Consider the following 25627-nt stretch of genomic DNA (forward strand, 5'->3'; position numbering starts at 1 on the left):
GATTGTGGACAACGTCACTGTTCCCGCCTGCGGAGTCTCAGCGCGAGGCTTGCCGCCGCGGCGGCGACGACGCCCGACGCGATGAAGGCGGGAGTGCTTCCGACCGCGGTGATGAGCCACCCGGCCGCTGCCGCACCGGCGGCTTGCCCGAGCACCAGCACGATGAACAGGAGGGCCGTGCCGGCGGGTGCGCGAGCGGGGTCGATGAGCGAGGTCCACCCGATGAGCGCGCTCGTGGCGGCGGTGTACGCCCACCCGAAGACGACGCACATCAGGATCGCAACCGGGGCGATCACGGCGGCCAGCACGAGTGCCGTCGAAGCGGCGGCGAGGGCGCCGCACGTCAGCGCCCACGTGGCCCGCGGCCCCAGCCGACCCGTCCATCGGGCCGTAGCGATCACCGAGGCGCCGCCGACTCCCAGTGCGATCCACGCCAGGGTCGACGTGGACTCCGGCATGCCCGACGCCACCAGGAGCACTCTGCCGTAGTTCCAGACCGCGGCGGACGCCGTGCCGAGCAGCAGTGCGGCGGCGATGACGCGTCCGTGTGCGACGTACCACCCCGGCGGCGGAAGCGGCCGGCTGCGCGGGAGCGGCGCCTGGCTCGTCCGGTCGAGCAGCAGCACGACGGCGGCGACGGCGACCGTGAAGCCGGCCGTCAGGAACCATGCGATCCGCCATTGCGGCAGGAGCACCAGGGCGAGCAGCCCGGCGGCGACAAGGCCCGGCCCGGTCCCGGCATTCACCATCGCCTGCGCTCGGCCGACGCCCGGCGCGGTCACGTTCCGCTCGATGACGGTCACCAGTGCCGGCGAGGCGAGCCCTGCCCCCGCAGAGCCTGCGATCGCGAAGACCGCGAACGCCGTGGCATCCGGCGCGCTCGCCATCCCGGCCGCTCCCAGACCGCCGGCCGCACCCGCCGCGATCACGAGCGCTCGGGAGTGCCGCGACGCGGCGACGAACCCGGCCAGGGCGCCGACGCAGTAGACCAGGGACGCTCCGGCCGAGATCGCACCCGCCGTCGCGGCGTCGAGGTTCAGCTCGGCCTGGATGTCGGGCAGGAACAGGCCGTACGCGAGACGGATGAGACCGTACGTCGCCGCGATCAAGGCGATCCCGCTCGCGATGAGCGCGACCGGCGAGGCAGTCCTTAACGAAAACGCACGTTTCACTTTTGCGAGTCTAGGGTGTGTTCATGACGATCCGGGCGAGCACTGAGGTCAGGCTGCTGGATGCTGCCGACGACCTGTTCTTCTCTCGCGGTATCGCCGCGACGCCCGTCGACGCGATTCTCGAGCGGGCCGGTGTGTCGCCGGCGACGCTGTATCGCGGGTACGCCAGTAAAGAGGCGCTCCTCGCAGCCACGCTGAGGCGTCGCCATGAGGCCTGGCTGCAGGTCTGGGACGACGCGGTCGCGCGGCAGCACACCGACGAGGAGCGGCTTCTCGCGGTCTTCGATGCGCTCGATGAGTTCCGCACGCGGCCCCTGGGCTCACGGTGGTGCGCCTTCCTGGGGTCTGCCGCCGAGTACGCCGACGCGCCGGCCGAGGTCGCCCAGGCCGTGCACGACGACACCCGCGCGCTGCGCAGCCGGCTCGCCGAGCTTGCTCAGCCCCTCTGCGGTGATTCGGCCGGCGAACTGGCGGAGCAGCTGCTCCTCGTCGTCACCGGCGACCTCGCGATGCGGCTGCGCGATCCGGCTCACACGACCGCGATCGCTCGCCGCATCGCCGCGGTCCTCGTCGCCGCCGCACGAGAGAAGGCCGAGCTCGGCGGATCTCGACGCGGCCTCAGGTGACAGCTCGCCGCGACGTCGCGAGCCACGCGGCCATCGCCAGCATCACGCCGCCGCACACGCGTTCGATCCAGACGGCGCCGCGCTTCTTGAGCATGCGGATCGCCTGTGAACCGAGCAGCGCGTAGGCGAACATGATCGCGAAGTCGAGCGCGCAGAACACCATCCCGATCACGACGTATTGGGCCAGCTGCGAAGACCCGGGCGCGATGAACTGAGGAAGCAGGGCGCCGACGAACAGGTACCCCTTCGGATTGGTCACCGCGACCAGAAAGCTCTTGAGGAACAGCGCTCCCCGTGCACCGCGCGGATCGGCGGCGGGATCACCGTGCAGCAGCGCCCCCCGAGAGAGGATCATGCGGATGCCGAGATAGGCGAGGTATGCCACGCCCACCCACTTCACGACCGAGAAGGCGACCTCGCTCGCTTGCAGCAGTGCGCCCAGCCCGATCCCCACCGCCACGACCAGCACGATGTCGGAGGCGACCGCGCCGAGCATGCCGAAGGTCGCCCGGCGCACGCCGTAGCGAGACCCGTTGGCAAGGGCGAGCAGCACGGTCGGCCCGGGTATCGCGATCGCCACCGAGGCGGCGATGGCGAAGGCCAGAACGGTCGTGAGCTCCATGCATCCTCCGCAACTGGTGAGTGGCGCCGAGTGTAGCGACAGGCCGGTGCGCGACGCCATGCTCAGCTCCCGGTTGTCAAGGGCGTGGTTCTCGGGTCCGCAACGGAGCACAGTCGAGGCACCGAGAGAGGAGACCGCCATGAGCGATCAGCCCCGTGAACGCCACTCCGACGACATCGAGACCGACACCGCGCCCCCGACCGAGGCCGTGACAGACGAAGTGAAGGAAGACGCCGCGCGCGCCGAAGACCAACGTGAAGCCGCGTCGGATCGGCCGGCGCAGACCCACCCCTAAGACACGCGTCACGCGCCCTTCGCGGCCGCCTTCATCGCGCGCTTGTGCTCGCGCACGAGAGCGAGCGACTCGGGCGAGACGATGTCGGCGACGCTGCGGTGCGATGCGTCCTCGCCGTAGGGGGCGGATGCCTCACGCCAGCCGTCGCCGGAGTACCCGTACTGCTTGCCGAGCAGCGCGAGGAAGATCTTGGCCTTCTGTTCGCCGAACCCCGGCAGCGCTTTGAGCCGCTTCAGAACGGTCTGCCCGTCCGGGTCGTCGCGGCGCCAGATCGCCGCCGCGTCGCCCGCCCAGTCCTGCGCGATCGCGGCGCATAGTGCTTGGACGCGGCCGGCCATCGATCCCGGGAACCGGTGCACGGCCGGCGTCGCTTTGAACAGCTCGGCGAACGCATCCTGGTCGAACGAGGCCAATGCCGAGGCATCCAGCGTTCCTGCGCGCTCCGCGATCTTGAGCGGACCGGCGAACGCGGTCTCCATCGCGACCTGCTGATCCAGCAGCATGCCGATGAGCAGTGCGAGCGGGTCGTCGGTCAGCAGCTGATCGGCGGCGGCGTCGCCCGTGATGTGCAGCGTCATGCGCCCAGTCTCGCACCGCCGCGGTTCGGAGTCACGGCCGCGGCGAGGGGCGTCGGATAAGTTGGGCTGGATCACGTCGGCGCCAGACGAACCGCGGAGGACCGAGCCCATGCCCGATCGCCGCGCGCCCTCGTCGGCGCGACTGCTCGGGGTGCGGGCGCGGGCGCGTGCCGGTCTGCTGGCCAGTGCCGCCGCGACGGTCGCGGTGGCGATCGCCACCGTGTGCCTCGTGCTGGGGTGGCTTGCCCGCGCCGCGGCGGGAGCAGGGGATCCGCCGCCCCCGGGAATGTCGGCCGACGAGGTCGCCGAGAACGTCGAGGCGGGCGCCGCGGCGCTTGCATCCGCCGCTCCGGCGCTCGTGCTGCTGGTGGCGATCCTCGCCGGCACGGCGGTCGCCCAGCTGGCCCGGCTCGTCTCGGCGGCACGTGAGCACGAGACGGCCACGATCCGCGCCCGGGGGTTCTCACGCACCCAGGCCTGGGTGACGGATGCCGTCGAAGGAGTCGCCGTCGCCGTCGCCGGCGCCTTGCTCGGCGTGGCGCTCGCGGCCGGTCTCGCGGCATCCCTCGGCGGCACCGCGGGCGACGTCCTTGCGGCATGGCCGTGGGTTGCGGCCATGGCTCTCGTGCTGGCCCTCGTCTTCACGGTGGCGCTGCGACGCGGCGAACGCACCCGGTCGGCATCCCGTGTCGCGCGGGCGACGACGACGGCTGTGGTGGTGGTCGTGCTGCTGGCATCGGCACTGGTCGTCTGGCAGCTGCCGCTCGCCCGCGGCGAGGGATTCGACCCGATCGTCGCGATCGCGCCCGCCGTCGTGCTGATGGCGGGCGCACTGGTCGCGCTGGCGGTCTTCAGCGCGGCAGCGGTCGCGTGGGCGCGACCGGCCGCCGCGTTCCCCTCGGTGCAGCCGGGCTATCCCGCGCGGCAGGTGGCGCGCCGCATCCCGATCTACGCCGTCGCCGTGCTGCTGGTGGCGCTCACGATCGCCCAGGCCGTCTTCGCCTCCGCATACAGCGCGACCTGGACGGCGATGGCGACCGACTCTGCCGCGGTGCGCGCGGGTGCCGACCTGCGGGTCGACATGTCCCCGCAATCCGCCGACCCCGGTGACGTCGCCATGGCGGCGTCGGTGGGCGGTGTGGATGCGGCGGCGCCGGCTCTCGTCGAAGACATCGAGATCGGCGATGCCGACGCTCAGGTCGTCGCCGTTCCGGCACCCGGGATCGCCGCGGTCGTGACCTCGGCCGGCGGACTGGTGGACAAGAGCGCGCTGGCGGCGACGGCGGGACCCGTGGAGTCGGAACCTCCGAGTGACGCGCCCGCGGCCGAGGGAGGCGCGGGCGCCGTCGGTGACGCCGTGGTGGCCGAGCCGGTGCCGCTCGGCGACGGCGCTACGGGATTGCGCTTGACGGCGCGAGCCGTGTCGGAGGGCGAGCTCGCGCCGAGCCTCGCGCTCGCCGCCCTGGTGCTCGATGCGACCGGGGCCCCGGCCAGGCTCCTGCTCGAGGGCGACGCCAGAGTGAACGACGACGGCTCGGTGACCCTCGTCGGTGAGGCCACGCTGCCCGACGGCACCGCACCGTGGCGGCTACTCGCCGTCGGCGCTGACCGCGGTCGGTCGTTCACCAGCCAGGCCGTTCGGGTGACACTCGAGACGGTGGAGGCCGTCGGCAGCGGCCCGGTCGACATCCAAGCCGAGGCGGAGTTTCCCGGTGGCGTCAATGACGTGATCGTGTGGCTCGCCGACGGCGGCGAGCTCGCCTCCGGCGGCGGGCCCGACGGCGAGGCCCCCGCCGTCGCGGCGGTCGTCACGAGTGCTCTCGCGACGCACCTGGGTATCAGCGAGGGCGACTCGTTCGAGTTCCGCTACGCCGGCACCGGTCGTCGGGGCGAGGCCACCGTGTCATCGATCGCCGATGTCGTGCCGGGCGCGTCCTCGTCGCTCGCCCTCTTCGCTCCGCTGGAGAGCCTGTTGGTATCCCAGTTGCAGCGCGGCTCGTCGATCGTCGACCCCAACTCGGTCTGGTCGGCGGGGGATCCGGCCGCCGATGACGACCTGAGCGCCGCCCTGGGGGATCGACCTGTCGCGACGGCCGTGCCGGGTGTCGCGTCCGACGTCGTGGGGTCCCTGGTGCCGGGCTGGTGGATCGCGACGGCCGGGGCGATCGCCCTGTCGCTGGTCGCGGCCTTCGCGATCGTGCAGACGCTCGCCATCGCCCGCCGTCGCGAGCTGGGAGTGCTGCGTGCGCTCGGCATCGATGGCCGAGCACAGGGGCGCATGCGTGCGGCCGAACTGGTCGGCGTGTTCGGCGCCGCACTGGTGCTCGGCGCGGTGACGGGCGGGCTCGCCTCGTGGCTCATCGTGCCCGAGCTGGTGCGCGCGGTGACTCCCGGCATCCTTCCCGTCGCCGGAGGCATCGCGTTCACGTGGGCGCCGCTCGGCGCGGCGGTCGCTCTGCTCGCCGCCGGTCTCGCGGTCATCGTCGTCGCCGTGACGCTCAGCGTCTCCCGCGCCGCCCGCAGCCGCACGGTGGGGGAGGACTCCCGATGAGCCGCCGCGCGTCCACCCGCGCGCTCGTCGCGCACCACGTCCGCTCGCACGCGGGCGGCGGAGCGATCGTGGCGCTGCTCGTGTTCGTCCTCGCCGTCCTCGCCGCGGCGGCGCCGGTCGCGCTGAGCGCCCTGGGCGACGCGACGCTGCGCGACCGTCTGGACGTCGTCGCGCCAACGGTGCGCGACGTGGTGTCGGAGAACGCCGGCGCCACGGCGTTTCCGCAGATCGGCCACGAGCCGTTCTTCGAGCCCGCGACGACCGAGCAGATCTGGGGACCGTTCTCGGCGTCGGTCGAAGACATCCGCGAGCGCGCCGACGCGCCACTCCCGCACATCCTCGCGCCGGCGCGCATGGTGACGCGCAGCCTCGAGAATCAGATCCTCGAGGGCGACGGCACACGGGCGGCGACGATCGCCTTCGATCCGGCCTACCAGGACGAGATCCGCATCACCGAAGGGCGCTTGCCGGAGCCCGCGGTGAGCTTCCTCACCGAAACCCCGAGCGATCCCGGCGGCTCGCTGATCGGCAACCGCATCGAAGTCGTGCTCTCGGCGGAGTCGGCCGCCGAGCTGGAGTGGGCCGTCGGCCAGATCAGGACGGTGGGGGACCCTCGGCGATTCCTCGTCGAGCTCGACCTGGTCGGACTTTTCGAGGCCGCGGATCCGCAGTCGGAGTACTGGGATCACGTCACCTCCGTCCTCGAGCCCTTCGTCTTCGACGACGGGAACCAGCCCCGCCGCGTGGCGGGGACGGCCTACGCGCATCCGGCGTCCCTCGTCGCGTACGGCCTCCGTGACGAGCGGTCCACCCTCGTCTGGTACCCGACCGACACCGACCGGATCGTGGGCGACAACGCCGAGGCCGCCATCGCAGCCCTCAACAAGCTCACTGCGGTGTCGCATCCGATCGGAACGACGGAGCAGGGTGCGGGGCTTCTCGGCCTCGGGTTCGACGCCGACATCACCGCGACCATCGAATCGGCGCTCGCCCAGCAACGCTCCACGGCGGGAGTCATCGCGATGCTCGTCGCGGGACCGGTCGGGGTCTCCGCCGCAGTGCTCGTGCTCGGCTGCCGGCTGATCCTCGAGGGTCGTCGTTCGAGCCTGCGGCTGCTGTCGGCGCGGGGCGCCTCGCTCGGGCAGCTGCGCGGGCTGCTCGCCGCAGAGGGCTTCCTCGTCGGCGTCGTGCCGGCGCTGATCGGAGCGACGGCGGTCGTCGTGGCCGGAGCAGCGGTGTTCGGCGTCGCCCCCAGCGTCGCGGGCATCCTGACCGCGCTGATGGCGGGCATCGCACCCGTCGTCGTGTTGTTCGCCCTCGCCCCTTCTGTCGCCGAGCGGCAGGCGCGCACCGACCTCGGTCGCCGCGGATCACGGCTGCGGCTCATCGCCGAGGGCGTCGTCGCAGGGCTCGCGGTGACGGCGCTGGCGCTGCTGTTCATCCGCGGATACAGCGACGGCGTCGATCTGCTGCTGGCGGCCACACCGCTGCTCCTGGCGCTCGTGGCCTGCCTCGTGACCATTCGTCTCTACCCGCTTCCGCTTGCCGCCGCCCATGCCCGCGCGCGTGCCGCAGCCGACCTCGACGCCTTCGTCGGCTCGGCGCGTGCGCTTCGCGAGCCGTCCCTGGGTGTGACGCCCGTGCTCGCGCTCGTCGTCGGGGTGTCGGTCGCGATGTCGTCCGGCGTGCTGCTGTCGACCCTGCAGTCCGGCGTCGCCGAAGCGTCCCGCGCGCAGATCGGCGCGGACCTGCGCGTGGACGGCGGGCTGTTCACCCGTGAGCAGCTCGCCGGGGTGAACGAGGCCGCCGGCGTCGACCTCGCGACCGGCATCTCGGGCGCCGAGCCGGCGACCCTCGACATCGGTGGCGTGCGGGAAGGCACCTCGGTGTTCGTCGTCGACGCCGCCGACCTGCGCGCCGTGCAGGGCGAGGGGCCGGGGATGCTGCCCGCCGGCGTCTCGCTCGAGCCCCCCGCCGACGGGCCGATGCCGGTGGTCGCATCAGGCGCGGCCGAAGATCTCATCGGCGACACCGACGAGCTGAGCCTTGACGGCGTCGACGCGCAGCTCGCGGGCGTCACGCGCGGTCCGGTTCCCATCGGCGGCCGCGAGAACTGGGTGGCGATCGATGCGTCATACGCCGAAGCGGTTCTCGGGCGCGACCAGAGCGATCGCACGATCCTCGTGAGGCTCGACGAGGGGGCGTCGACGGATGCCGTGGAGCAGAGCATCCGCGAGGTGCTCGGTCAGGCCGTGCGGATCGACAACGCGGACCAGGTGGCGGCCGAGATCCAGTCCGGCCCCGCGGTGCAGGGCGTTCGCTGGGCGCTGCTGCTGGCGACCGGTGTCGCCGCCCTCTTGAGCGCGCTGGCCATGGTGATGACGCTGACGCTCGCCGCCGCCCCTCGCGCGCGTGTGCTTGCACTGCTGCGTACCTTGGGCGCGCGCCGGCGGTCTGCGAGCACGCTCGCCCTGTGGGAGATCGGACCGCCGGCCGCGGCCGCGGTGGTCGCCGGCACCGTGTTCGGCGCGCTGGTGCCGCTCGTGGTCATGGGCGCTGTCGACCTGCGGCCGTTCACAGGCTCGTCGGTCGCGCCCGCCTATGTGATCGATCCGGCGATCCTGCTGTTCACGGTTGGAGGCTTCGTCGCCCTGGCGGTGGTCCTCACCACCGTGACCCTGTTCATTTCACGCCGTGTGCGCGCCGCCGGTGCGCTGCGCACGGTGGAGGAAGGATGAATCGATGGCTGTAGTGACGGCGCCGGACGCCGACATCCTGTGCACTGATCTGGTGCGCATCTTCAAGGTGCAGTCCGGCAGTGGTCCCGGCGTCGAGGTGCAGGCGCTGCAGGGACTCAATCTACGTGTCGAGGCGGGCGAGCTCGTGGCCGTGGTCGGGGCCTCGGGATCGGGCAAGTCGACCCTCCTGTCGATCCTCTCGAGCCTCGACCAGCCGACGGCGGGTGTCGCGTGGGTCGCGGGGCACGACCTGCTGACGATGAAGGAGAAGGAGCGCGTGGCGTTCCGCCGCCGCAGCGTCGGGTTCGTGTGGCAGCAGACCTCGCGCAACCTGCTGCCGTACCTCTCCGCGAGCGAGAACGTCGCCGCCACGCTCGCCATCGCCGGCGCGGCGAAGGGCGCGGGTGCGCGCCGGGCGCGCGTGACCGAACTGCTGGATCTGCTCGAGGTCTCGCACTGCGCCGACCGCCGCCCCGCCGAGATGTCGGGCGGCGAACAGCAGCGGGTGGCGATCGCGGTCGGCATCGCGAACAGCCCCCGCGTGCTTCTCGCCGACGAGCCCACCGGCGAGCTGGATGACACCACGAGCGCGCACGTGCTCGAGGCGATGCGCTCGGTCAACCGCGAACTGGGCGTGACGACGCTCATCGTCACGCACGACCCCGCGGTGTCGGAGCATGTCGCCCGCACCGTGCAGATCCGCGACGGCCGCACCTCTACCGAGGTGCTGCGCTCGACACGCCTCGATGAGCACGGCGCCGAGCATCACGTCGCCGAGGAGTACGCGGTGCTCGACCGCGTCGGCCGCCTGCAGCTCCCCGACGAGTTCGTGGCGGCGCTCGAGCTTCGCGAACGCGTGCGCCTCGCGCTCGAGCCCGACCACGTCGGTGTCTGGCCCGGCCAGCAGTCGCCGCCCCCGCTCATTGAGCGAGCGAAGCGAGACGAAACGCCCCGAACCACAGAGGAACCCTCATGACCCTTCGACAAGCTCAGGACGGCGCCCTTGCCCTGCGCGGTGAGAAGCTCACCCGCACGTTCGTCTCGGCAGCCGGCGAGGTGCACGCGTGCGTCGACATCGACATCGAGGTGTCGGCCGGCGAGCTGGTGGTCGTGCGCGGCGCGTCGGGAGCCGGCAAGACGACGCTGCTCAACCTGCTCGGCGGGCTGGACCGGCCGACGTCGGGCCGGGTCTGGATCGGCGATGTCGAAGCCACCGCGCTCGACGAGGACGCGCTCGCCGAGCTGCGTCGCGAACGCCTCGGTTTCGTCTTCCAGTCGTTCGGCCTCATCCCGATCCTCTCCGCCGCCGAGAACGTGGAGCTGCCGCTGCGCATCGTCAAGACGCCGCCCGCCGAGCGCGACCAGCGTGTCGCCGAGGCGCTGCGCCTCGTCGGCCTCGCCGACCACGCGGCGCAGCGCCCGAGTGAGCTGTCGGGTGGCCAGCAGCAGCGCGTCGGCATCGCACGCGCGATCGCCGCCCGCCCGCACGTGCTCATCGCCGATGAGCCGACCGGCCAACTCGACTCCCGCACGGCGGCCACGGTCATGGACCTCATCGGCGAGCTCGTGCACACGCAGGGCCTGGCGGCGATCGTCTCGACGCACGACCCGCTGCTCGTGCAGCGGGCCGACCGCGTCATCGAGCTGCACGACGGACGCATCACCGCGGTCGCCGGGCCTGCGGCATCCGTCACCCCCGCCGTCGCGGTCGAAGAGCAGAACCCGGCCGACGAGGCCGTGGCAGAAGCTCCCGCCACGCCTCGCGTTCCGCTCACTCGCGCCGAGGCCCGCGAGCAGCGGCGCTCCGGCGACTGACCCGGGGGCCCGCGGGCCGCACCGCAACCGAGGGCTAGGGGCACGGTGCGAGGATGGATGCCGTGACCGACGCCCCGGAGCCCCTCGACGAACTGGTCGCCCACGCGCGTGAGACGCACGTCGTCGTGATCGGCGGCGGCATCGCCGGGCTGGTCGCGGCATGGGAGTGCGCGAAGCTCGGGCTGGCGGTGACACTGCTCGAGGCGTCCGACGCGCTCGGCGGCACGATCGGCACGACTCATGTGGCCGGAATCGAACTCGAGACCGGCGTGACCTGCTTCTCGACCCGGGACGGCGTCGTGCGGCGGCTGATCGAGGAGGTCGACCCGGATGCCGTGATCGCGCGTCCGCGCGATGACCGCGAGTGGATCGCGGGTCTGCCGAAGGGCGGTGCGCAGCCCCTGCCCCGCGAGAGTGTGCTGGGCATCCCGGCCAACGCGTGGGACGAGAGCGTGCGCGACATCATCGGCTGGGGCGGCGCCTGGCGTGCGTATGTGGACCGGCTGCGCCCGCCTTTCACGATCGGCTCGCAGCGCAGCCTCGGCCGGCTGGTGCGGAGCCGGATGGGCGCGCGCGTGCTGCAGCGGCTGGTCGAGCCCCTGAGCATCGACCGGTTCGGCCTGACGCCCGAGGACGTCGACGTCGAGATCGCGGCGCCCGGCCTCAACCCCGCCCTGACGCGCACCGGCTCGCTCGGCGCCGCTGTCGCCGAGCTGCGGCTGAGCGCCGGCGACGCGCCCGCGATCGAAGGCATCGCGGGCGGGATGCCCGGGCTGGTCGGCGCGCTCAACCACAGGCTCATCGAGCGAGGCGTCGACGTGCGCACCGGTACCCGCGCGGTGGCCGTCGCGACCGCGGATGGCCGCTGGAGCGTGCGCCTCGAGCCGGTCGACGCCGAGGCTGCCGGCGCCGACGCGGCAGTTGCTGCCGGTTCCAGCTCTGCGCTGCGGCACGAGCTACCGCCTGCACTCGAAACTGGGGAAGGCGAATCCGCGGGTGCGGCCCTCGCGGCCGACGCGGTCATCGTCGCGACGGACGAGACGAGCGCCCGGATGCTGCTGGGCGATCTGATCGGCGAACCGGCCACCGACGACGCCCCGCGGGGCATCGCGCGCGAGGTCGTCACGCTCGTCGTCGACGCGCCGGGGCTCGACCAGGCCCCCCGCGGAGTCCACGTGCACGCGGTGCCCGGCACGCACCGCGCCGTCGGGGTCGCCCACGACACCGCGCGATGGGAGTGGCTCGCCCAGGCGGCGGGGCCGGGGCGGCACGTGCTGCGCGTGGCTTTCGGCGGGCCCGACGCGCCTCCCGAGACAGCGCACCTGGATGACGCGGATGCCGCGGAGCAGGCCCTGGCCGAGGCATCCGCTCTCCTGGGCGTCCCGCTCGGCGCGCATCGGCTTCTCGGGGCGCACCGGGCGCGGTTCACACTCGCGCCGCCGGCGTCGGCGCGCGGCCGGCTCGACGCCTCCTCGGCGGTGCGGGAGCGGATCGAGCGGGCGCCGGGTGTGGCTGCCGTCGGGGCATGGCTGTCGGGCAGCGGGCTCGCGCAGGTCGTCTCCGACGCCCAGAAGCAGGCCGATCGACTGCGTCGCACCCTGATCTTCGGTTCCGCCACGCGCGCGTGAGTGCGCAATTCGGGTCCGTGTCAAGGGTGGATGCCGGAATCGGAATACAGGGCTACCCTGGGGGAGATCGTCAGGTGCATCACCGAGTGTGAGGAGACCCCAATGAGGGGCAAAGCAGGACTCGTCGTCGGAATCGCCATCGGATACGTGCTCGGCAGCCGTGCCGGCAGGGAACGCTATGAGCAGATCAAGTCCCAGTGGCTGAAGGTCTGGAACCGCGACCAGGTGCAGGAGCAGGTGGGCAAAGTCAAGGACTTCGCGAAATCCCAGGCGATGGCACTTCCCTCCACGCTGTGGGACTCTGCCGTGAAGGTCGTCCAGGCCGCGGGGTCCAAGGGAAGCCCCGGTCAGAAGCTCGATGCCGCACTGAAGGCGGGTGAGGATTCCGCGGACGACCTCGGCCAGGCGGCGAAGTCGTCGACGGCTGCGGTCAAGGATGCCGTCGACGAGGCGGTCGATGACGCCTCCGACGGCCGCGGCGGGGCATGACATGACTACGCCGCGTGGATTCCGCGACCGCGCGGACGACAGCCTGCTGACGCTGCTCGGCGAGATCCCCGAGCTCGTCCGCAACCTCGTGATCGCCGAGATCGACGCTGCCAAGGTGTGGCTCTCGCGGACCGCGAAGGACGGCGGCTGGGGCGCGCTGTGGGTGTTCGCGGCGCTGTTCGTCCTGTTCTGGTCGGTGCCGGCACTCGGTACGTGGGCCATCGCCGGCCTGTCGTCGTGGTGGCCGGTGTGGCTGTCGGCCCTCGTCGTGTTCTTCGCGATGCTCATCATCGCGGTGGTGCTGGCGCTGCTCGGCATCCTCCGCTTCCGCAAGATCGGCAAGCGCCAGAACCCCGCCCAGTCGATCGCCCAGGATGTGAAGGAGGTGCGCGATGAGTTCTGACGCGTCCGTGCCGGTGCCCCGCACCGCCGTACCGCTCGGCTTCACCGACCCCGTCGAAAAGGCTCGCGCCGAACTGAAGGCGGCGCTGGCTGCCATCGAAGAGAAGGCCAACGTCCCTAAGCGGGTCGCCATCGCCGTCGACGACGGCGTGACCAAAGCACGCGCCTTCCAGCGACGCAACCCCACTGCCGCCACCGTCGCGGTCGTCGTGGGCGCTGTGGCGATCGGCGCGGCCGTCTGGGGACTCGTCCGCCTGTACACACGCTGAACCGCCTCCCGATCACACCTTTCGCGATGAGGGGTATGCTCGGGAGGCGAGGCAGTGCAATGGTGCGTATGCTGCCGACGCGCGAACCCGATTCAATCGCGCTTCGGCTGCTCGAACGTCCTGGGCGGCCGACTGAGCACCACGAGAGTCGACCTCCTTCATGAACACCGCTACCCAATGAACGCCGGCGCGCAGCATCCGACAGCCAAGCCTTTGACGGGCTGGCGCGTTCTCGTGCCCCGAGGCGGTCCGTGGGGCGACGGCGTCGCCGCGTCCCTGCGACGCCAGGGCGCCACTCCGGTGATCGCACCGCTCATCAACTTCGCGCCGACCAACGACCAGGCCGCTCTCGAGCAGTCGCTCGCCGACCTGGCCGCAGGAGCCTTCGACTGGCTGACCGTCACGAGCGCCACCACCGTCGACGTGCTGTACGCCTACCGGGCGGTCGTGCCGTCGAAGACCCGGGTCGCGGCGGTCGGTGAGACCACCGCCGCCGCGCTGCTCGCGGTCGGATACCGCGTCGATCTCGTTCCCGAGCAGGACAACTCCGCGGCCGGCATGGCCGAGCAGCTCATCGCCCTCGAGCCCGAGGCGCGCGACATCCTCACCCTGCGCAGCGAGATCGCCAAGCCCGTGCTGACCCGCAAGCTGTCCGAAGCCGGACACCGGGTACGCAGCGTCGTGGCCTACCGCACCGTCGGTGTGCCGGTCACCGAGCGCATAGCCGAGGACGTGCGCTCGGGTCGCATCAACGCCATCCTCGTCACGAGCGGGTCGGTGGCCGAGCAGGTCCACGCCCAGTTCCCCGAGGTCCCCGACACCACGCTCATCGCCGCGATCGGACCGCGCACGGCCAAGGACGCCCAGCGCGCCGGGCTCGAGGTCGACGTCGTGGCGCCGACGCAGACCGTCGACGCATTGATCGACGCAGTCGCGACCTTCTCACTGCCGCACGCGGCCGACGAGTTCGCACCGCGGACGGGCGCCCTGCCGCTCCCCGGCGCCGACCGCCACCGTCGGGCGTGACCAGCGACCCATGAGCCGAGTGCCCTCGCTGCGCATGGACGCGCGATGAGCGAGATGCCCCGGGTCGTCGTGCTGGCCGGCGGGGTCGGCGGATCGAAGTTCGTCCTCGGTGTGCGGGGTGCGCTGCGCGCGCGCGGTTGGGACGAGGACACGACCTCCGTTCTCACGGTCGTCGTCAACACCGGCGACGATCTGTGGCTCTCAGGGGTCCGCCTGCAGCCGGACGTCGACTCGGTCACCTACGCCCTCGCCGGCGTCAACGACAGCGGGCGCGGCTGGGGCCGCCAGGGCGACACCGAGCGGGTCAACCACGAGCTGCAGGCGTGGGGTTCGGGCTGGCCGTGGTTCACGCTCGGAGACCTCGACCTCGGCACCCACCTGGCGCGCACCGGATGGCTGCGCGACGGCCTGACGCCGACCGCCGTGCTGGAGCGGATGTCGCACCGCTGGGACCTCGGCGCGCGCCTGCTGCCGATGACCGACTCCGAGGTCGACACGATGGTCGAGCTCGAAGACGGTGGTCGCCTGCACTTCCAGGAGTGGTGGACGCGGCACCGCGCGACCCTCGCCCCCGCCCGGTTCCACAATCCGGGGATCGACCGGGCGACCCCCGCTCCGGGAGTGCTCGACGCTATAGCGGCGGCCGACGCGGTGCTCGTGGCGCCCTCCAACCCCGTCGTCTCGATCGGTCCGATCCTGGCGGTGCCCGGCATGCGCGAAGCCCTCGCCGCGGCATCCGCCCGCGTCGTCGGGGTATCTCCGATCATCGGCGGCAAGGTCGTGCGGGGCATGGCCGACGTGTGCCTGACCGCGATCGGCGTCGAGACCTCCGCGGCGGCGGTCGCCGCGCACTACGGCTCGCGCGATGCCGGTGGCCTGCTGGACGCGTGGCTCATCGCCCAGGAGGACGAGGCCGCCGCCGCCGAGGTGGCCGGTCTCGGCATCCGTCCGCTCGTCACACCGTTGTGGATGACGGATGCCGCGCACTCGACCGCCCTCGCCGAGACCGCGCTCGGCGCAGCCGGCGTGTGACGTGCCCGAGCTGACCTGGTTCGCGTGGGCGCTGCTCGCGCTCGCCGCGGTCATCGTGGGATTGTCGAAGACGGCGGTTCCCGGCGCAGCCACGCTCGCAGTGGCGATCTTCGCCGCCGTGCTGCCCGCGCGGGAATCGACCGGCACGCTGCTCCTGCTGCTCATCGTCGCCGACCTGTTCGCCGTCACGATGTATCGCCGGCACGCGAACTGGCGAGCGCTGTTGCGCCTGGCTCCGGCCGTCGTGGCCGGCGTGCTGCTGGGCGTGGTGTTCCTCGCGTTCGCCGGCGACATCTGGGTCAAGCGGACGATCGGCGTGATCCTGATCCTCGTCATCGCGATCACTCTGCTGCGCCGCCGCTTCGGGGCGGGGGTGTCGGATGTCGGGCCCCACCGCGTCGCCGCCGCGACCTATGGCGTGCTGGGCGGCTTCACGACCATGGTGGCGAACGCCGCCGGGCCGGTGATGTCGATGTACTTCCTGGCCGCGCGGTTTCCGGTGAAGGAGTTCCTCGGCACAGCGGCGTGGTTCTTCGCGATCGTCAACCTGTTCAAGGTGCCGTTCTCGGTCGGGCTCGGCATCATCACACCGCCCGGCCTGCTGCTGGACCTCGTACTGGTGCCGCTCGTGGTGGGCGGCGCGCTGGTCGGGCGCTGCCTGGCCGACCGGCTCGACCAGAAGCTGTTCGAACGGCTGGTCATCGTCTTCACGATCGTCGGGGCGGTGTACCTGCTCGTCGCGTGAGGCCCCGCTCCGTCGCGCCGACCCCCTTCCGTCGAAACCGCACGGTCTCGCCGAACACGCATCCTGCTGGCGCGTGGGACGTGCGTATTCGGCGAGTACGCACGTTCTCGACAACGCGGGAGGCGACGACGCGGCGGGGCGGCGACGGGCGGGCGGGGCGGGCGGCGACGGGCGGGGGTGCGGGCGGGCGGGGCGGCGACGGGCGGGCGGGGCGGGGGTGCGACGGGCGGGCGGGGAGGCGACGGGCGGGGGTGCAGCCTCAGGCCCAGGGCAAGGGGCGGTCGCCGCCGCGCTCGCTGTCGTCGGGCAGGTGGGGCAGCTCGGTGCCGCCCGCGCGGATGCACAGCCACCGCAGCTGCTCGGAGCTGCCCGGCACCGCCCGCCAGGTGCGCCACACGTCCTGCCCGACCCGGACGACCGTGCCGGGGCCGACGTCGACGATGTCGTCGTCGAGGCCCATCTGGCCCCGGCCCGCGAGAAAGACGTACAGCTCCTCGATGCGGGCGTGCCGGTGCCAGTACCCGGCCTCTTCGCCCGGCTCGAGCGCGTTGGCCGTCATCCCGATGTACTGCATCGTGATGTCGTGGTCGACTACCCGCCGGCCGTCGCGCGAGCTGTCGGGCCGGAACCCGCCGTAGTGCTCGCGCCACTCGTCCAGTCCGCCCATCTCCAGCACCTGATAGTCGCTCATCCCGCCAGGCTATCGGCGGCAGGGGTCAGCCGCGGCGGTCGAGCAGGGCGGCCGTGTGCGCGCCCAGACCCAGGACGCGCGCGGCGTCGAGCTGGTCGGCGGTGTCGACGTCGCGGCGCAGGGTCGAGGCATCCGGAACCGCCACCGGCGTGCATCCCAGCGCGCGGTGCCGCGCGAACGAGCCCTCGCCGAACGACGACTCCCACGCCACGTCCGGCGCCGCCGTGACCAAGGTCGAGCCGGTGCCCTCGGCGTCGGCGACGACGGCGCGGGGGACGGATGCCGCGGCCCGAAGCGCGTCCGCGAGGTCGCCGGGTCGCAGCGCCGGCAGGTCGCCGAGAAGCGCGGCACGAGCCATACGGGCGCTCGGGTCCATCGCGGCGACCCCCGTGGCGACGGCCGCGTCGAGGCCTCGGGCATCGCCCTCGGGCACGAACCGCAGCGCCGGGATGACGGCTGACTCGCGAGCGAACGCCGGGTCGTTCGTCACGACGACCACCTGGGCGACGAGCTCGCACGCCGTAGCCGCCTCGAGGGTGTCGAGGGCGATCGCGTGCGCGAGGGCGGCGCGGTCGACGCCGGGCACATCGAGCCGGGACTTTCCGCGCGCGGGCGGTTTCACGGGCACGACGACGATCCACCGCAACGGCGGTGACTCCGCCTCGCCCGGACCTCGCCGTCCGAACAGACGCCGGATCGAGCCCGTCACGCGCCGTACTTCGCGCGCAGCCGCGGCAGGATCTCCTCGCCGTACATGCGCAGGAACGTCGCCTGGTCGTGCCCGGGGTCGTGGAACACCAGGTGACGGAAGCCGTGCTCGACGTACCAGGCGATGCGTTCGACGTGCTCGTCGGGGTCGGTCGACACGATGAACCGCGACGCCGTGCGCTCGATGGGCAGCTCTTCGCCCAGCCGCTGCATCTCGATGGGGTCGTCGACGCCCATCTTCTCGTCGGGCGTGAGAGCGAGGGGAGCCCAGAAACGAGTCTTCTCGCGGGCCGCTTCGAGGGAGTGGTCGAACGAGACCTTCACCTCGATGAGCGTGTCGATGTCGGCGCGCGTGCGGTCGGCCTTCGACAATCCCTCGTCGAGCGCCGGCAGCAGCGTCTCGGTGTAGAGCTCGGGCTTCTTGCCCGACGTCGTGATGAAGCCGTCGGCCGTTCGTCCGGCCAGCCGCGTCGCAGCCGGACCCGCCGCCCCGATGTAGATCGGCACCGCCTGGTCGGGCTTGTCGTAGACCGTCGTGTTGCGGGTCGTGTAGTACGTGCCGTCGAAGGTGACGCGGTCCTCCGACCACAGCCGACGGATCAGCCCGATGGCCTCCTTCAGACGCTGGAAGCGTTCGGGCGGATCGGGCCAGGTCATCCCGAGGTTCGCTTCGTTGAGCGCTTCGCCGGTGCCCACGCCGAGGATCACGCGTCCCGGGTACAAGACACCGAGTGTCGCGAAATCCTGCGCGACCACGGCCGGGTGGTAGCGGAACGTGGGCGTCAGCACCGACGTGCCGATCATCACCCTCGAGGTCTTCGCGCCGAGGGCGCCGAGCCAAGGGATGGATGCCGGAGCGTGGCCGCCCTCGTGCAGCCAGGGCTGCAGGTGGTCCGAGATGAACACCGAGTCGAAGCCGACCTCCTCGGCCAGCACGCCGTAGTCGAGAAGCTCGGTGGGACCGAACTGCTCGGCGGAAGCCTTGTAGCCGAACCGCAGCGGGACGCCGCCGTGCTGAAGTCGATCCGTCATGTGGGCTCCTTTTCGAGGATGGGCAGAGGAAGGAACTCCGAGCCGTCGGCCCGGGCCAAGCGGGCGCGGAAGGCATCGACCGTGCCGGGCCACAGCAGTGTGAGCCGGCCGGAGCGCTCGTCGACGTACCAGTTGCGGCATCCGCCGGTGATCCAGGGGGTGGATGCCGCGGCGGCCGCGATCTCGTCGGTGTACGCGCGCTCGGCGACGGGGTCCACGCGCAGCACGCCGCCGGCTGTGGCGCGGCGGTCGAGCACGCGCGCGACGTAAGCGGCCTGCTCCTCGATCATGAGCACCGAGGAGGAGTGGCCGAGCGAGGCGTTGGGTCCGTTGAGCACGAACAGATTGGGGAACCCCGCGACGACCGTCGAGCCGAACGAGGTCATGCCCGCGAACCAGTGCGCCGCGAGGGTCTGCCCGCCCTCTCCCACGACGAGGTCGGCGTACGGCTGCCGCGTCGAGGCGAATCCGGTCGCGAGCACGAGGGCGTCGACCTCGTGGCGAGTGCCGTCCGCGGCGACGAGCGTCGAACCCTCGACGCAGGTGAGGGCCGACGGCACGAGCGTCACGGCATCGGAGGCGACGGCCGGGTAGAAGTCGTCCGAGAGCAGCACGCGCTTGCAGCCGAACGCGTAGTCCGGCGTGAGCGCAGCGCGCAGTGCGGGGTCGGCGACCTGCGCCTCGAGGTGGGCGCGCGCCTCCGCCGTCGCGGTGGCCGAGGCCACGGCATCCCCCGCACGTGACGCGAAGCGCGCCTCGCCCTCGGCGTACAGGCGGGCCCGCACCCGGGCCAGCTCGTCGGGGTGGGCGGCGAATCGGTCGCGGTCGGCGTCGGAGTAGACGGTGCCGCCACGCGGGACGATCCAGGCCGGGCTGCGCTGGAACAGCGTCACGTGCGCGGCGTCGCGGGCGAGGCTCGGCACGATCTGCACGGCGCTCGCACCGGTGCCGACGACGCCGATCCGCAGGCCGTCGAGCCGGGCTTCGTGGTCCCAGCGCGCGGAGTGGAACAACGGTCCAGGGAAGGTCCCGAGCCCGGCGATGTCGGGGATGGCGGGCTCGGTCAAGCGTCCGCACGCGAGCACCAGGGCATCGGCGACCACGACCCCGGTCGAGGTTCCGATGCGCCACACCTCGTGCTCGGCATCCCAATCCGCCCACTGCATCGCCGTGCCGAGGCGCAGACGGCCGCCCAGCCGCTCGGCCTCGACGACGTCCTCGAGGTAGGAGTGGATCTCGTCGCCGCGCGCGAACGTGCCCGACCACGACGGGTTCGGGTGCGAGGCGAAGCCGTACAGGTGCGAGGGCACGTCGCACGCGACCCCCGGATACGTGTTGTCGCGCCACGTGCCGCCGACCGAGGCGCCGCGTTCGAGCACGACGAAGTCGTCGCGCCCGGCGCGCTGCAGCGCGATCGCGATGCCGATGCCCGCGAAGCCGGCGCCGACGATGGCCACCTCGACGCGTGCGGTCACCCCGGCAGCTGTCATCGCAGCGCCGCCTTGCGGCCGGGCGGGGGCTCACGGTAGTCGGTGGTGCGCTGGCGGAACGGACGGAACAGGCGTGCGACGAGGGCCGCGGCATCCGTCACCGGCAGTTCGAGCCCGTGCTCGATGCCCGCCCGGGGCTTCACGCGTCCGTCGAGGAGCGTGCCGCCGAGGTCGTCGCCGCCGGACTGCAGCAGCACGGCGGATGCTTGGCGCCCGACGCGCGTCCACGGGATCTGGATGTGCGGGATGCTGCCCGACAGCATCAGCCGCGACACGGCGACCATCGCGCGGTGCTCGTCGATCGGCGCGCGGCCGGGAACGAGCGGGACGCCCCCGGTCGGCCCCGGGAGGGCGATCGGGACGAACTCGGTGAAGCCTCGCGTGTCGGACTGGATCGCACGCAGCCGCCGCAGGTGGGCGATGCGCTCGGCGGCCGTCTCGACGTGGCCGTAGAACAGCACGCTCGTCGAGCGGAGGCCCGCGCGGTGCGCCGCCGTGATCCCCTCGATCCAGCGGTCGATCTCGAGGTCGCCGGGCGCGACGAGGCCGCGCACCCGCTCGCTCAGCACCTTGACGCCGGTGCCAGGCACGGTGTCGACGCCGGCTTCGCGCAGGGCGTCGAGGCCCCCCTCGAGGCCGAGGCCGGTGCGATCGGCGAGGTCTCGGACGTCTTGCGGGCGGTAGGCGTGGAGGTGGATCCCCGGTGCGGCGGCCTTCACGGCGCGCGCGATGTCGAGGTAGCGCTCGGGGCTCTCCGCGCCGGGGAGCAGGCCCTGCACGCACAGCTCGGTCGCGCCGAGGTCCCACGCGTCGGCGGCGATGGCGGCGATGTCGTCGAGGGTGAAGGTGGCGGGGTCCTCGGTCACGACCGAGCGCAGTCCGCTCGACGTGAGATTGCGGTTGACCACGAGGCTCACCGCCTCGCCCACGGTGTAGCGGCGGACGTCGTCGGCGGTCGCGGCGAGCGCGTCGAGGTCGTCACCGGTGGCCTCGAGCAGCGTCACCCACCCGGCGTCGTCGAGCGCGAGCGGGTCGGCCGCCGCGGCCTCGGCGAGCCGCCTGACGCCCGCCGCGCTCTCGCCGGCACCACCCCCCGGTTCATTCGTCACAGATGTACGCGAAACGCCGTCCGCCGCGTACATGTGTGACGAACGAACCGCGGGGGTGGGGATGGGGGTGGGAGGGGCGGATGCCGCGGCCAGGCCGGTCGCCGGATCGGCGAGCGCGTCGACGGCGGGGCGCAAGGCGGGGTCGATCCAGGTCTCGGCATCGAGGACGAACTCGGGCTGCGCGGTGAGGCGCTCGCGCAGCTCGAAGCCGAGCTCGGCGGTCATGCGGGCGAGGTCGTCGAGATGCGGCCACGGGCGCTCGGGGTTGACGTGGTCGGCGGTCAGCGGCGAGACTCCGCCCCAATCGTCGGCGCCGGCGCGCACGAGCAGATCGAACTCGGCAGGGTCGGAGAGGTTCGGCGGCACCTGGATCCGCATGCGCGGGCCCATCACCAGCCGTGCCACGGCCACCGCGGCCACGTACTCGCGCAGCTCGGCATCGGGCGCGCCCTGCATCGCGGTGCGGGGCTTCGCGCGGAAGTTCTGCACGATCACCTCCTGCACGTGACCCTGCGTGCCCCCAGGAGCCTCGACCGCGTGGCGCTCGTGCGCATCGCGGATCGCGACGAGCGACTCGGCGCGATCTCGCAGCGTCTCCCCGATGCCCACCAGGATCCCCGTCGTGAAGGGCACACGTTCGCGGCCGGCCGCGTCGATCACCTCGAGGCGCAGGTCGGGATCCTTGTCGGGCGAGCCGAAGTGCACCTGACCGGGGTCCTCGAAGAGCCGGCGGGACGTGGTCTCGAGCATCATGCCCATCGACGGCGCCGTGGGCCGCAGCATCCGGATCTCATCCGCGCTCATGACGCCCGGATTCAGGTGCGCGAGCAGTCCCGTCTCGGCGGTCACGAGGCGGGCGATGTGGCCGACGTAGTCGAGCGTCGACGCGAAGCCGTGCTCGTCGAGCCACGCTCGTGCCTCGGGCCAGCGGTCCTCCGGGCGGTCGCCGAGGGTCAGCAGCACCTCTTTGCAGCCCATCGCCTGACCCTGCCGCACGACGGCGAGCACCTGCTCTGGCGACATATAGGCGGGCTTGTGCTTCTTCAGCAGCTGGCCGGGCGTGTCGACGAACACGCAGTAGTGGCAGCGGTCGCGGCACAGCGTGGTGAGGGGTACGAAGACCTTGCGCGAGTAGGTGAGGATTCCGGGACGGCCGGATGCCTCGAGCCCGGCGTCACGGACGGCTCCGGCGAGCTCGAGCAGACGCTCGAAATCGGCACCTGTGGCATCCAGCAGCGCTTCCGCGTCCGCGGCATGGAGGCGCTCGCGCGCGGCGGCCCGCGCCAGGACGTCGGCGGCGGGGGCCGCGGTGACGGAGGGGGACACGGCGCTCACCGATCCAGTCTCGCACCGCGCACGGCGTCGAGGGGCGCTGATCGTTGCCCTCCTGTAAGCAAATCAACCCGGATCGACCCCGGAGCGCTGGCAGACTAGTGCCATGGTGACGCTGCTTCTCGACTCGACGCAGCTCGAAGTCGTGCTCTCGGCGGCCGAGCGCGCCATGGCATTCCGCAAGGGGAATGTCGCGATCGAGCGCTCCGCGATCACCAAGGTGCAGCTGACCGACGACGCGTGGACCTGGCTGCGCGGCGTTCCGAGTCCCGGCACGCACGTGCGCGGCCTCATCGCGATGGGCACGTGGCGTTCCGCGGGCGGCGACGATTTCGCCCTCATCCGCCGCCGTCGACCGAGTGTCGTGATCGACCTCGACGGGCATCCGGACTTCCACCGGATCATCCTCACCACCCGCCACGGTCTCGCGCTCGTGCAAGCGCTGCACCTGGAGGTGGACGAAGAACCGGCGGATGTCGCCGAGATCGCGTCCGAGACCGGCACCATCCCTGCGGCGCCCCCGAAGAAGTCGAAACCGCGCAAAGCTCCCTCCCCGGCGCCCGCGGTCTGATCCGGGTCCGCGGTGTGATCCGGGCCCGCGGTCTGATCCGGGTCTGCGGTGTGATCCGGGCCCGCGGTCAGCTGACGTCGCGGCGCCAGCTCAGCAGCTGCCCGAGCACGATCAGCACCACGGCGTAACCGAGCAGCACGAGGGCCCCCGCCCACCACTCCAGCTGCACCATCGCGCCGTCGGGCACGCCCATCGTGAACACGCTCGTGCCCACCAGGGCGTCGCCGGCGGCACCGGGCAGGTACTGCGTCACCCGACTGAGGCCTTCCACGAACGACGCGGCGGCCCGGCCGATCGGCTCGAGGAACTGTGTGAACACCAGCACCCCGACGATCGCGCCCACTTGGTTGCGCACCAGAGCGCCGACGCCGATGCCGATGAGCGTCCAGAGCACGTAGGCCAACAGCATCCGTCCGATCATCGCCCACGTGTCCGGCGAGCCGAACGCGGTGTCGAGGCCGAACGCCGCGAGGAAGGACGCCGACGCGCCGACCGACGCGGCGACGCCGATCACGCCGAACAGGGCGCCCATCAGCACGCCGACGGCGAGCTTCGCGCTGAGGACGCGCCCGCGGCGGGGCGTCGCGAGGAACGTGGGGGTCAGCGTCTTGTGCCGGAACTCGGTCGTGACCATGAGCGTCCCGATGAGCAGCGGGAAGACGTAGCCGACCGCGGTCGCGGTGCTGTACAGCACGCCGGCGAGGCCTTCTTCGGGCAGCGACGGACCGTCGCCGAGCGAGCCCGACGCGGAGGCGGAGAACACCACCGCGAGCACCGACGCGGTGAAGCCGACGTAGACGACGAGGACGATCGCGAGGATCCACCACAGCGAGGTCGTGAACTGCTTCGTGGTCTCGGCACGCGTGGCCGCGGTGAGGCTCATCGCTGCTCACCCCCTTCGACGTCATTGGGTTCGTCCGGCGTCGGCTCGTCGGCCTCAGGCTCGGGCTGCGGCTCTTCCGGCGCTGGCTCGTCGGCGCCGGCTGGAGAAGCCGGGTCGGACGTCGCGCTCGCAGGTTCGTTCGCGTCGCTGAACCGGCCGAAGAAGCGGTCGGCCTCGAGATCGGCCTCCGTCTTGACGCGGTTCTCCCACGGCCGGGCATCGTCCGAGTCCGCCAGTCCCGATGACAGCTCTTCATCGATCTCGCCGAGCGCTTCGACGTCCTCGTCGGGGTCGGGCGGCAGGTCGGCCTGCGGGACGATGTCGATGATGCCCGTGCTCGCGACGGCGAAGCCCGCGTGGGCCCCTGCGTCGGGCGCGATTCCGGATGCCGCCTCCGCGGCGCCCTCGGCAGGCTCCGGCTCGGGCTCGGGCTCGGGCTCCGGGTCGGGGTCGGGCTCGGGCTCGGACTCCGGGTCGGGGTCGGGCTCGGGCTCGGGCAAGGCGGGCTCGGACTCCGGCTCCGGCTCGGGCAGGGCGGGCTCCGGCTCGGGCAAGGCGGGCTCCGGCTCCGGGTCGGGGTCGGCGCTCGCCGCCTCGTCGACCGGACCCGTCTCATCCACCGCCGCTGGGCTCGCGACGCCTGTCTGGACCATCGCGAGGCCGCCACCCGCGCTGTCATGGACGCGCGTGCCGTTGACCAGGTCGAGGAAGACCTCCTCCAGCGCAGGCCCCCGGCGATGCAGAGACGACAGCGCCACTCCGGCCGCTGCCGCCACGGCGCCGACGCCCACCGGATCCATGCCGCGAACTGTCAGGCCCGAGCGCAGCACCTCGAACCGCACGCCGGCCCGCTCGAGGGCGGCCGTCAGCGCGGCGCGGTCGGGGGCATCGACGACGGTCGCGTGCTCCGACGGGTCGGACAGCTCGTCGATGGTCCCCTGGAAGACCAGCTGGCCCCGCGAGATGATGAGCAGAGCATCCGCCGTCTGCTGCACCTCGGCCAGCTGGTGCGACGACACCAGCACGGTGCGCCCTTCGCGGGCCAGTTGCTGCAGGAATCCGCGCATCCATCGGATGCCTTCGGGGTCGAGGCCGTTGGCGGGCTCGTCCAGCACGAGCACGCCCGGGTCGCCGAGCAGCGCGTACGCCAGACCCAGGCGCTGGCGCATGCCGAGGGAGTATCCGCCGACCTTTCTGCCCGCGGCATCCGTCAATCCCACCAGCCCCAGCACCTCGTCCACGCGAGCCGTACCGAGGCCCGCCGCCTGCGCGTAGACCTTCAGATGGTTCGCCGCGGTGCGACCGGGATGGAAGCTGGATGCCTCGAGCACCGCACCCACGGACTGCAGCGGCCGTTGCATCCGGCCGTACGGCACGCCTCCGATGGTCGCCGTGCCGTCGGTCGCGCGCACCAGGCCGAGCAGGATCCGCAGGGTCGTCGTCTTGCCGGCGCCGTTCGGACCGAGGAAGCCCGTGACACGACCGGGCTCGACGCGGGCGGTGAGTCCGGCGACAGCCGTGATCGCGCCGAAGCGCTTGGTGACGTTCGAGAACTCCAGCGACTGTCCTTCGGGCATGCCGAACCTCTCGTCATCGTGAGCAGATTCTCCCCATCATGGCGGAACGCGCATGCACACGCGAGGAGGCGCCCCCTCCGTCGCCTCCGCTCCTCGTCCCTCCCCCCTCCGCCCTGCGTCTCGCCCGTTGTTCCCGACCATGTGCCTTTTCCGCCGACCATGTGGGTTTCACACCGACCATGTCGACATGCTCGGTGCAGAACCCACATGCTCGGCGGGGATTCGGGAAGGGGCGAGGGGAGGACG

General features: G+C 72.3%; 24 protein-coding genes. 14 read left to right on the forward strand and 10 right to left on the reverse strand.

The features are described 5' to 3' along the window. Nucleotides 1-14: 14 nt before the first annotated feature. Nucleotides 15-1172, reverse strand: coding sequence for an MFS transporter (locus K0817_RS04080; RefSeq protein WP_219980089.1), 1158 nt, complete (start codon nucleotides 1170-1172; stop codon nucleotides 15-17). Between the two features lie 23 nt (nucleotides 1173-1195). Here K0817_RS04080 and K0817_RS04085 point away from each other — a divergent pair, with 23 nt between their 5' ends. Beyond that, complete coding sequence (locus tag K0817_RS04085) at nucleotides 1196-1798, forward strand: TetR/AcrR family transcriptional regulator (RefSeq protein ID WP_219980090.1); 603 nt, start codon at nucleotides 1196-1198, stop codon at nucleotides 1796-1798. Here K0817_RS04085 and K0817_RS04090 read toward each other — a convergent pair. Next, complete coding sequence (locus K0817_RS04090) at nucleotides 1791-2420, reverse strand: LysE family translocator (RefSeq protein WP_219980091.1); 630 nt, start codon at nucleotides 2418-2420, stop codon at nucleotides 1791-1793. The genes K0817_RS04085 and K0817_RS04090 overlap by 8 nt on opposite strands. 139 nt (nucleotides 2421-2559) lie before the next feature. Here K0817_RS04090 and K0817_RS04095 point away from each other — a divergent pair, with 139 nt between their 5' ends. Continuing rightward, nucleotides 2560-2715 (forward strand): hypothetical protein, encoded by a 156-nt coding sequence (locus K0817_RS04095; protein ID WP_219980092.1) that lies wholly within the window; start codon nucleotides 2560-2562, stop codon nucleotides 2713-2715. 8 nt (nucleotides 2716-2723) lie between these two features. Here K0817_RS04095 and K0817_RS04100 read toward each other — a convergent pair whose 3' ends face one another. Beyond that, nucleotides 2724-3293: an HhH-GPD-type base excision DNA repair protein gene (locus K0817_RS04100; RefSeq protein ID WP_219980093.1), complete on the reverse strand. Its 570-nt coding sequence runs from the start codon at nucleotides 3291-3293 to the stop codon at nucleotides 2724-2726. Nucleotides 3294-3402: 109 nt separating this feature from the next. Here K0817_RS04100 and K0817_RS04105 point away from each other — a divergent pair, with 109 nt between their 5' ends. The 11 genes from K0817_RS04105 (at nucleotide 3403) to K0817_RS04155 (ending at nucleotide 15988) form a co-directional block, all read left to right on the forward strand. Further along, complete coding sequence (locus K0817_RS04105; RefSeq protein ID WP_219980094.1) at nucleotides 3403-5844, forward strand: FtsX-like permease family protein; 2442 nt, start codon at nucleotides 3403-3405, stop codon at nucleotides 5842-5844. Further along, on the forward strand, nucleotides 5841-8582 hold the full coding sequence (locus K0817_RS04110) for an FtsX-like permease family protein (protein WP_219980095.1): 2742 nt from the start codon (nucleotides 5841-5843) through the stop codon (nucleotides 8580-8582). Before K0817_RS04105 ends, K0817_RS04110 begins: the two co-directional genes overlap by 4 nt. Nucleotides 8583-8586: 4 nt before the next feature. Beyond that, entirely contained in the window at nucleotides 8587-9558 is a 972-nt protein-coding gene (locus tag K0817_RS04115; protein ID WP_219980096.1) for an ABC transporter ATP-binding protein, read from the forward strand. Then, nucleotides 9555-10397: an ABC transporter ATP-binding protein gene (locus K0817_RS04120; RefSeq protein WP_219980097.1), complete on the forward strand. Its 843-nt coding sequence runs from the start codon at nucleotides 9555-9557 to the stop codon at nucleotides 10395-10397. Before K0817_RS04115 ends, K0817_RS04120 begins: the two co-directional genes overlap by 4 nt. Before the next feature lie 53 nt (nucleotides 10398-10450). Next, on the forward strand, nucleotides 10451-12025 hold the full coding sequence (locus K0817_RS04125) for an NAD(P)/FAD-dependent oxidoreductase (protein ID WP_219980098.1): 1575 nt from the start codon (nucleotides 10451-10453) through the stop codon (nucleotides 12023-12025). Nucleotides 12026-12127: 102 nt separating this feature from the next. Beyond that, the gene (locus K0817_RS04130; protein WP_219980099.1) at nucleotides 12128-12514 is read left to right on the forward strand and encodes a hypothetical protein; all 387 of its coding nucleotides are present in this window, start codon (nucleotides 12128-12130) and stop codon (nucleotides 12512-12514) included. A gap of 1 nt (nucleotide 12515) precedes the next feature. Next, the gene (locus K0817_RS04135) at nucleotides 12516-12917 is read left to right on the forward strand and encodes a phage holin family protein (protein ID WP_219980100.1); all 402 of its coding nucleotides are present in this window, start codon (nucleotides 12516-12518) and stop codon (nucleotides 12915-12917) included. After that, complete coding sequence (locus tag K0817_RS04140; protein WP_219980101.1) at nucleotides 12907-13185, forward strand: hypothetical protein; 279 nt, start codon at nucleotides 12907-12909, stop codon at nucleotides 13183-13185. Before K0817_RS04135 ends, K0817_RS04140 begins: the two co-directional genes overlap by 11 nt. A 177-nt stretch (nucleotides 13186-13362) precedes the next feature. Continuing rightward, a complete protein-coding gene (locus K0817_RS04145) occupies nucleotides 13363-14211 on the forward strand; it encodes a uroporphyrinogen-III synthase (protein WP_219980102.1) in 849 nt (282 codons plus the stop codon). A 45-nt stretch (nucleotides 14212-14256) separates the two neighbouring features. Further along, nucleotides 14257-15243 carry a 2-phospho-L-lactate transferase gene (gene cofD / locus K0817_RS04150; protein WP_219980103.1) on the forward strand — a complete coding sequence of 329 codons (987 nt, stop codon included), beginning with the start codon at nucleotides 14257-14259 and terminating at the stop codon, nucleotides 15241-15243. Between the two features lies 1 nt (nucleotide 15244). Further along, nucleotides 15245-15988, forward strand: coding sequence for a sulfite exporter TauE/SafE family protein (locus K0817_RS04155; RefSeq protein WP_253735166.1), 744 nt, complete (start codon nucleotides 15245-15247; stop codon nucleotides 15986-15988). A 259-nt stretch (nucleotides 15989-16247) separates the two neighbouring features. Here the strand turns inward: K0817_RS04155 and K0817_RS04160 are convergent, their stop codons facing one another. The 5 genes from K0817_RS04160 to cofG all read right to left on the reverse strand — a co-directional run bounded on the left by K0817_RS04160 (nucleotide 16248) and on the right by cofG (nucleotide 22353). Continuing rightward, nucleotides 16248-16679, reverse strand: a complete 432-nt coding sequence (locus K0817_RS04160; protein ID WP_219980105.1) for a cupin domain-containing protein — start codon at nucleotides 16677-16679, stop codon at nucleotides 16248-16250. 25 nt (nucleotides 16680-16704) lie between these two features. Beyond that, the gene (cofC, locus tag K0817_RS04165) at nucleotides 16705-17307 is read right to left on the reverse strand and encodes a 2-phospho-L-lactate guanylyltransferase (RefSeq protein WP_253735167.1); all 603 of its coding nucleotides are present in this window, start codon (nucleotides 17305-17307) and stop codon (nucleotides 16705-16707) included. 77 nt (nucleotides 17308-17384) lie between these two features. After that, nucleotides 17385-18419, reverse strand: coding sequence for a glucose-6-phosphate dehydrogenase (coenzyme-F420) (gene fgd / locus K0817_RS04170; protein ID WP_219980107.1), 1035 nt, complete (start codon nucleotides 18417-18419; stop codon nucleotides 17385-17387). Beyond that, entirely contained in the window at nucleotides 18416-19909 is a 1494-nt protein-coding gene (locus K0817_RS04175) for an NAD(P)/FAD-dependent oxidoreductase (RefSeq protein WP_219980108.1), read from the reverse strand. Before K0817_RS04175 ends, fgd begins: the two co-directional genes overlap by 4 nt. Then, nucleotides 19906-22353 (reverse strand): 7,8-didemethyl-8-hydroxy-5-deazariboflavin synthase CofG, encoded by a 2448-nt coding sequence (cofG, locus tag K0817_RS04180; RefSeq protein WP_253735168.1) that lies wholly within the window; start codon nucleotides 22351-22353, stop codon nucleotides 19906-19908. Before cofG ends, K0817_RS04175 begins: the two co-directional genes overlap by 4 nt. Before the next feature lie 103 nt (nucleotides 22354-22456). Between cofG and K0817_RS04185 the strand changes: the two genes are divergently transcribed. Further along, complete coding sequence (locus tag K0817_RS04185; protein WP_219980109.1) at nucleotides 22457-22921, forward strand: hypothetical protein; 465 nt, start codon at nucleotides 22457-22459, stop codon at nucleotides 22919-22921. A gap of 67 nt (nucleotides 22922-22988) precedes the next feature. Here the strand turns inward: K0817_RS04185 and K0817_RS04190 are convergent, their stop codons facing one another. Then, nucleotides 22989-23804 (reverse strand): ABC transporter permease, encoded by an 816-nt coding sequence (locus K0817_RS04190; RefSeq protein ID WP_219980110.1) that lies wholly within the window; start codon nucleotides 23802-23804, stop codon nucleotides 22989-22991. Next, nucleotides 23801-25381 (reverse strand): ABC transporter ATP-binding protein, encoded by a 1581-nt coding sequence (locus K0817_RS04195; RefSeq protein WP_219980111.1) that lies wholly within the window; start codon nucleotides 25379-25381, stop codon nucleotides 23801-23803. Before K0817_RS04195 ends, K0817_RS04190 begins: the two co-directional genes overlap by 4 nt. Nucleotides 25382-25627: the final 246 nt, after the last annotated feature.

Origin of the sequence: Microbacterium sp. HD4P20 (assembly GCF_019449275.2) — a bacterium.
Taxonomy (GTDB): Bacteria; Actinomycetota; Actinomycetes; order Actinomycetales; family Microbacteriaceae; genus Microbacterium.

Bases quoted from the DNA above. Each gene is read 5' to 3' on its own strand.
- K0817_RS04085 (WP_219980090.1), top strand. From the start codon at position 1,196: ATGACGATCCGGGCGAGCACTGAGGTCAGGCTGCTGGATGCTGCCGAC.
- K0817_RS04090 (WP_219980091.1), bottom strand. From the start codon at position 2,420: ATGGAGCTCACGACCGTTCTGGCCTTCGCCATCGCCGCCTCGGTGGCG.
- K0817_RS04095 (WP_219980092.1), top strand. From the start codon at position 2,560: ATGAGCGATCAGCCCCGTGAACGCCACTCCGACGACATCGAGACCGAC.
- K0817_RS04100 (WP_219980093.1), bottom strand. From the start codon at position 3,293: ATGACGCTGCACATCACGGGCGACGCCGCCGCCGATCAGCTGCTGACC.
- K0817_RS04105 (WP_219980094.1), top strand. From the start codon at position 3,403: ATGCCCGATCGCCGCGCGCCCTCGTCGGCGCGACTGCTCGGGGTGCGG.
- K0817_RS04110 (WP_219980095.1), top strand. From the start codon at position 5,841: ATGAGCCGCCGCGCGTCCACCCGCGCGCTCGTCGCGCACCACGTCCGC.
- K0817_RS04115 (WP_219980096.1), top strand. From the start codon at position 8,587: ATGGCTGTAGTGACGGCGCCGGACGCCGACATCCTGTGCACTGATCTG.
- K0817_RS04120 (WP_219980097.1), top strand. From the start codon at position 9,555: ATGACCCTTCGACAAGCTCAGGACGGCGCCCTTGCCCTGCGCGGTGAG.
- K0817_RS04125 (WP_219980098.1), top strand. From the start codon at position 10,451: ATGGATGCCGTGACCGACGCCCCGGAGCCCCTCGACGAACTGGTCGCC.
- K0817_RS04130 (WP_219980099.1), top strand. From the start codon at position 12,128: ATGAGGGGCAAAGCAGGACTCGTCGTCGGAATCGCCATCGGATACGTG.
- K0817_RS04135 (WP_219980100.1), top strand. From the start codon at position 12,516: ATGACTACGCCGCGTGGATTCCGCGACCGCGCGGACGACAGCCTGCTG.
- K0817_RS04140 (WP_219980101.1), top strand. From the start codon at position 12,907: ATGAGTTCTGACGCGTCCGTGCCGGTGCCCCGCACCGCCGTACCGCTC.
- K0817_RS04145 (WP_219980102.1), top strand. From the start codon at position 13,363: ATGAACGCCGGCGCGCAGCATCCGACAGCCAAGCCTTTGACGGGCTGG.
- cofD (WP_219980103.1), top strand. From the start codon at position 14,257: ATGAGCGAGATGCCCCGGGTCGTCGTGCTGGCCGGCGGGGTCGGCGGA.
- K0817_RS04160 (WP_219980105.1), bottom strand. From the start codon at position 16,679: ATGAGCGACTATCAGGTGCTGGAGATGGGCGGACTGGACGAGTGGCGC.
- fgd (WP_219980107.1), bottom strand. From the start codon at position 18,419: ATGACGGATCGACTTCAGCACGGCGGCGTCCCGCTGCGGTTCGGCTAC.
- K0817_RS04175 (WP_219980108.1), bottom strand. From the start codon at position 19,909: ATGACAGCTGCCGGGGTGACCGCACGCGTCGAGGTGGCCATCGTCGGC.
- K0817_RS04185 (WP_219980109.1), top strand. From the start codon at position 22,457: ATGGTGACGCTGCTTCTCGACTCGACGCAGCTCGAAGTCGTGCTCTCG.
- K0817_RS04190 (WP_219980110.1), bottom strand. From the start codon at position 23,804: ATGAGCCTCACCGCGGCCACGCGTGCCGAGACCACGAAGCAGTTCACG.
- K0817_RS04195 (WP_219980111.1), bottom strand. From the start codon at position 25,381: ATGCCCGAAGGACAGTCGCTGGAGTTCTCGAACGTCACCAAGCGCTTC.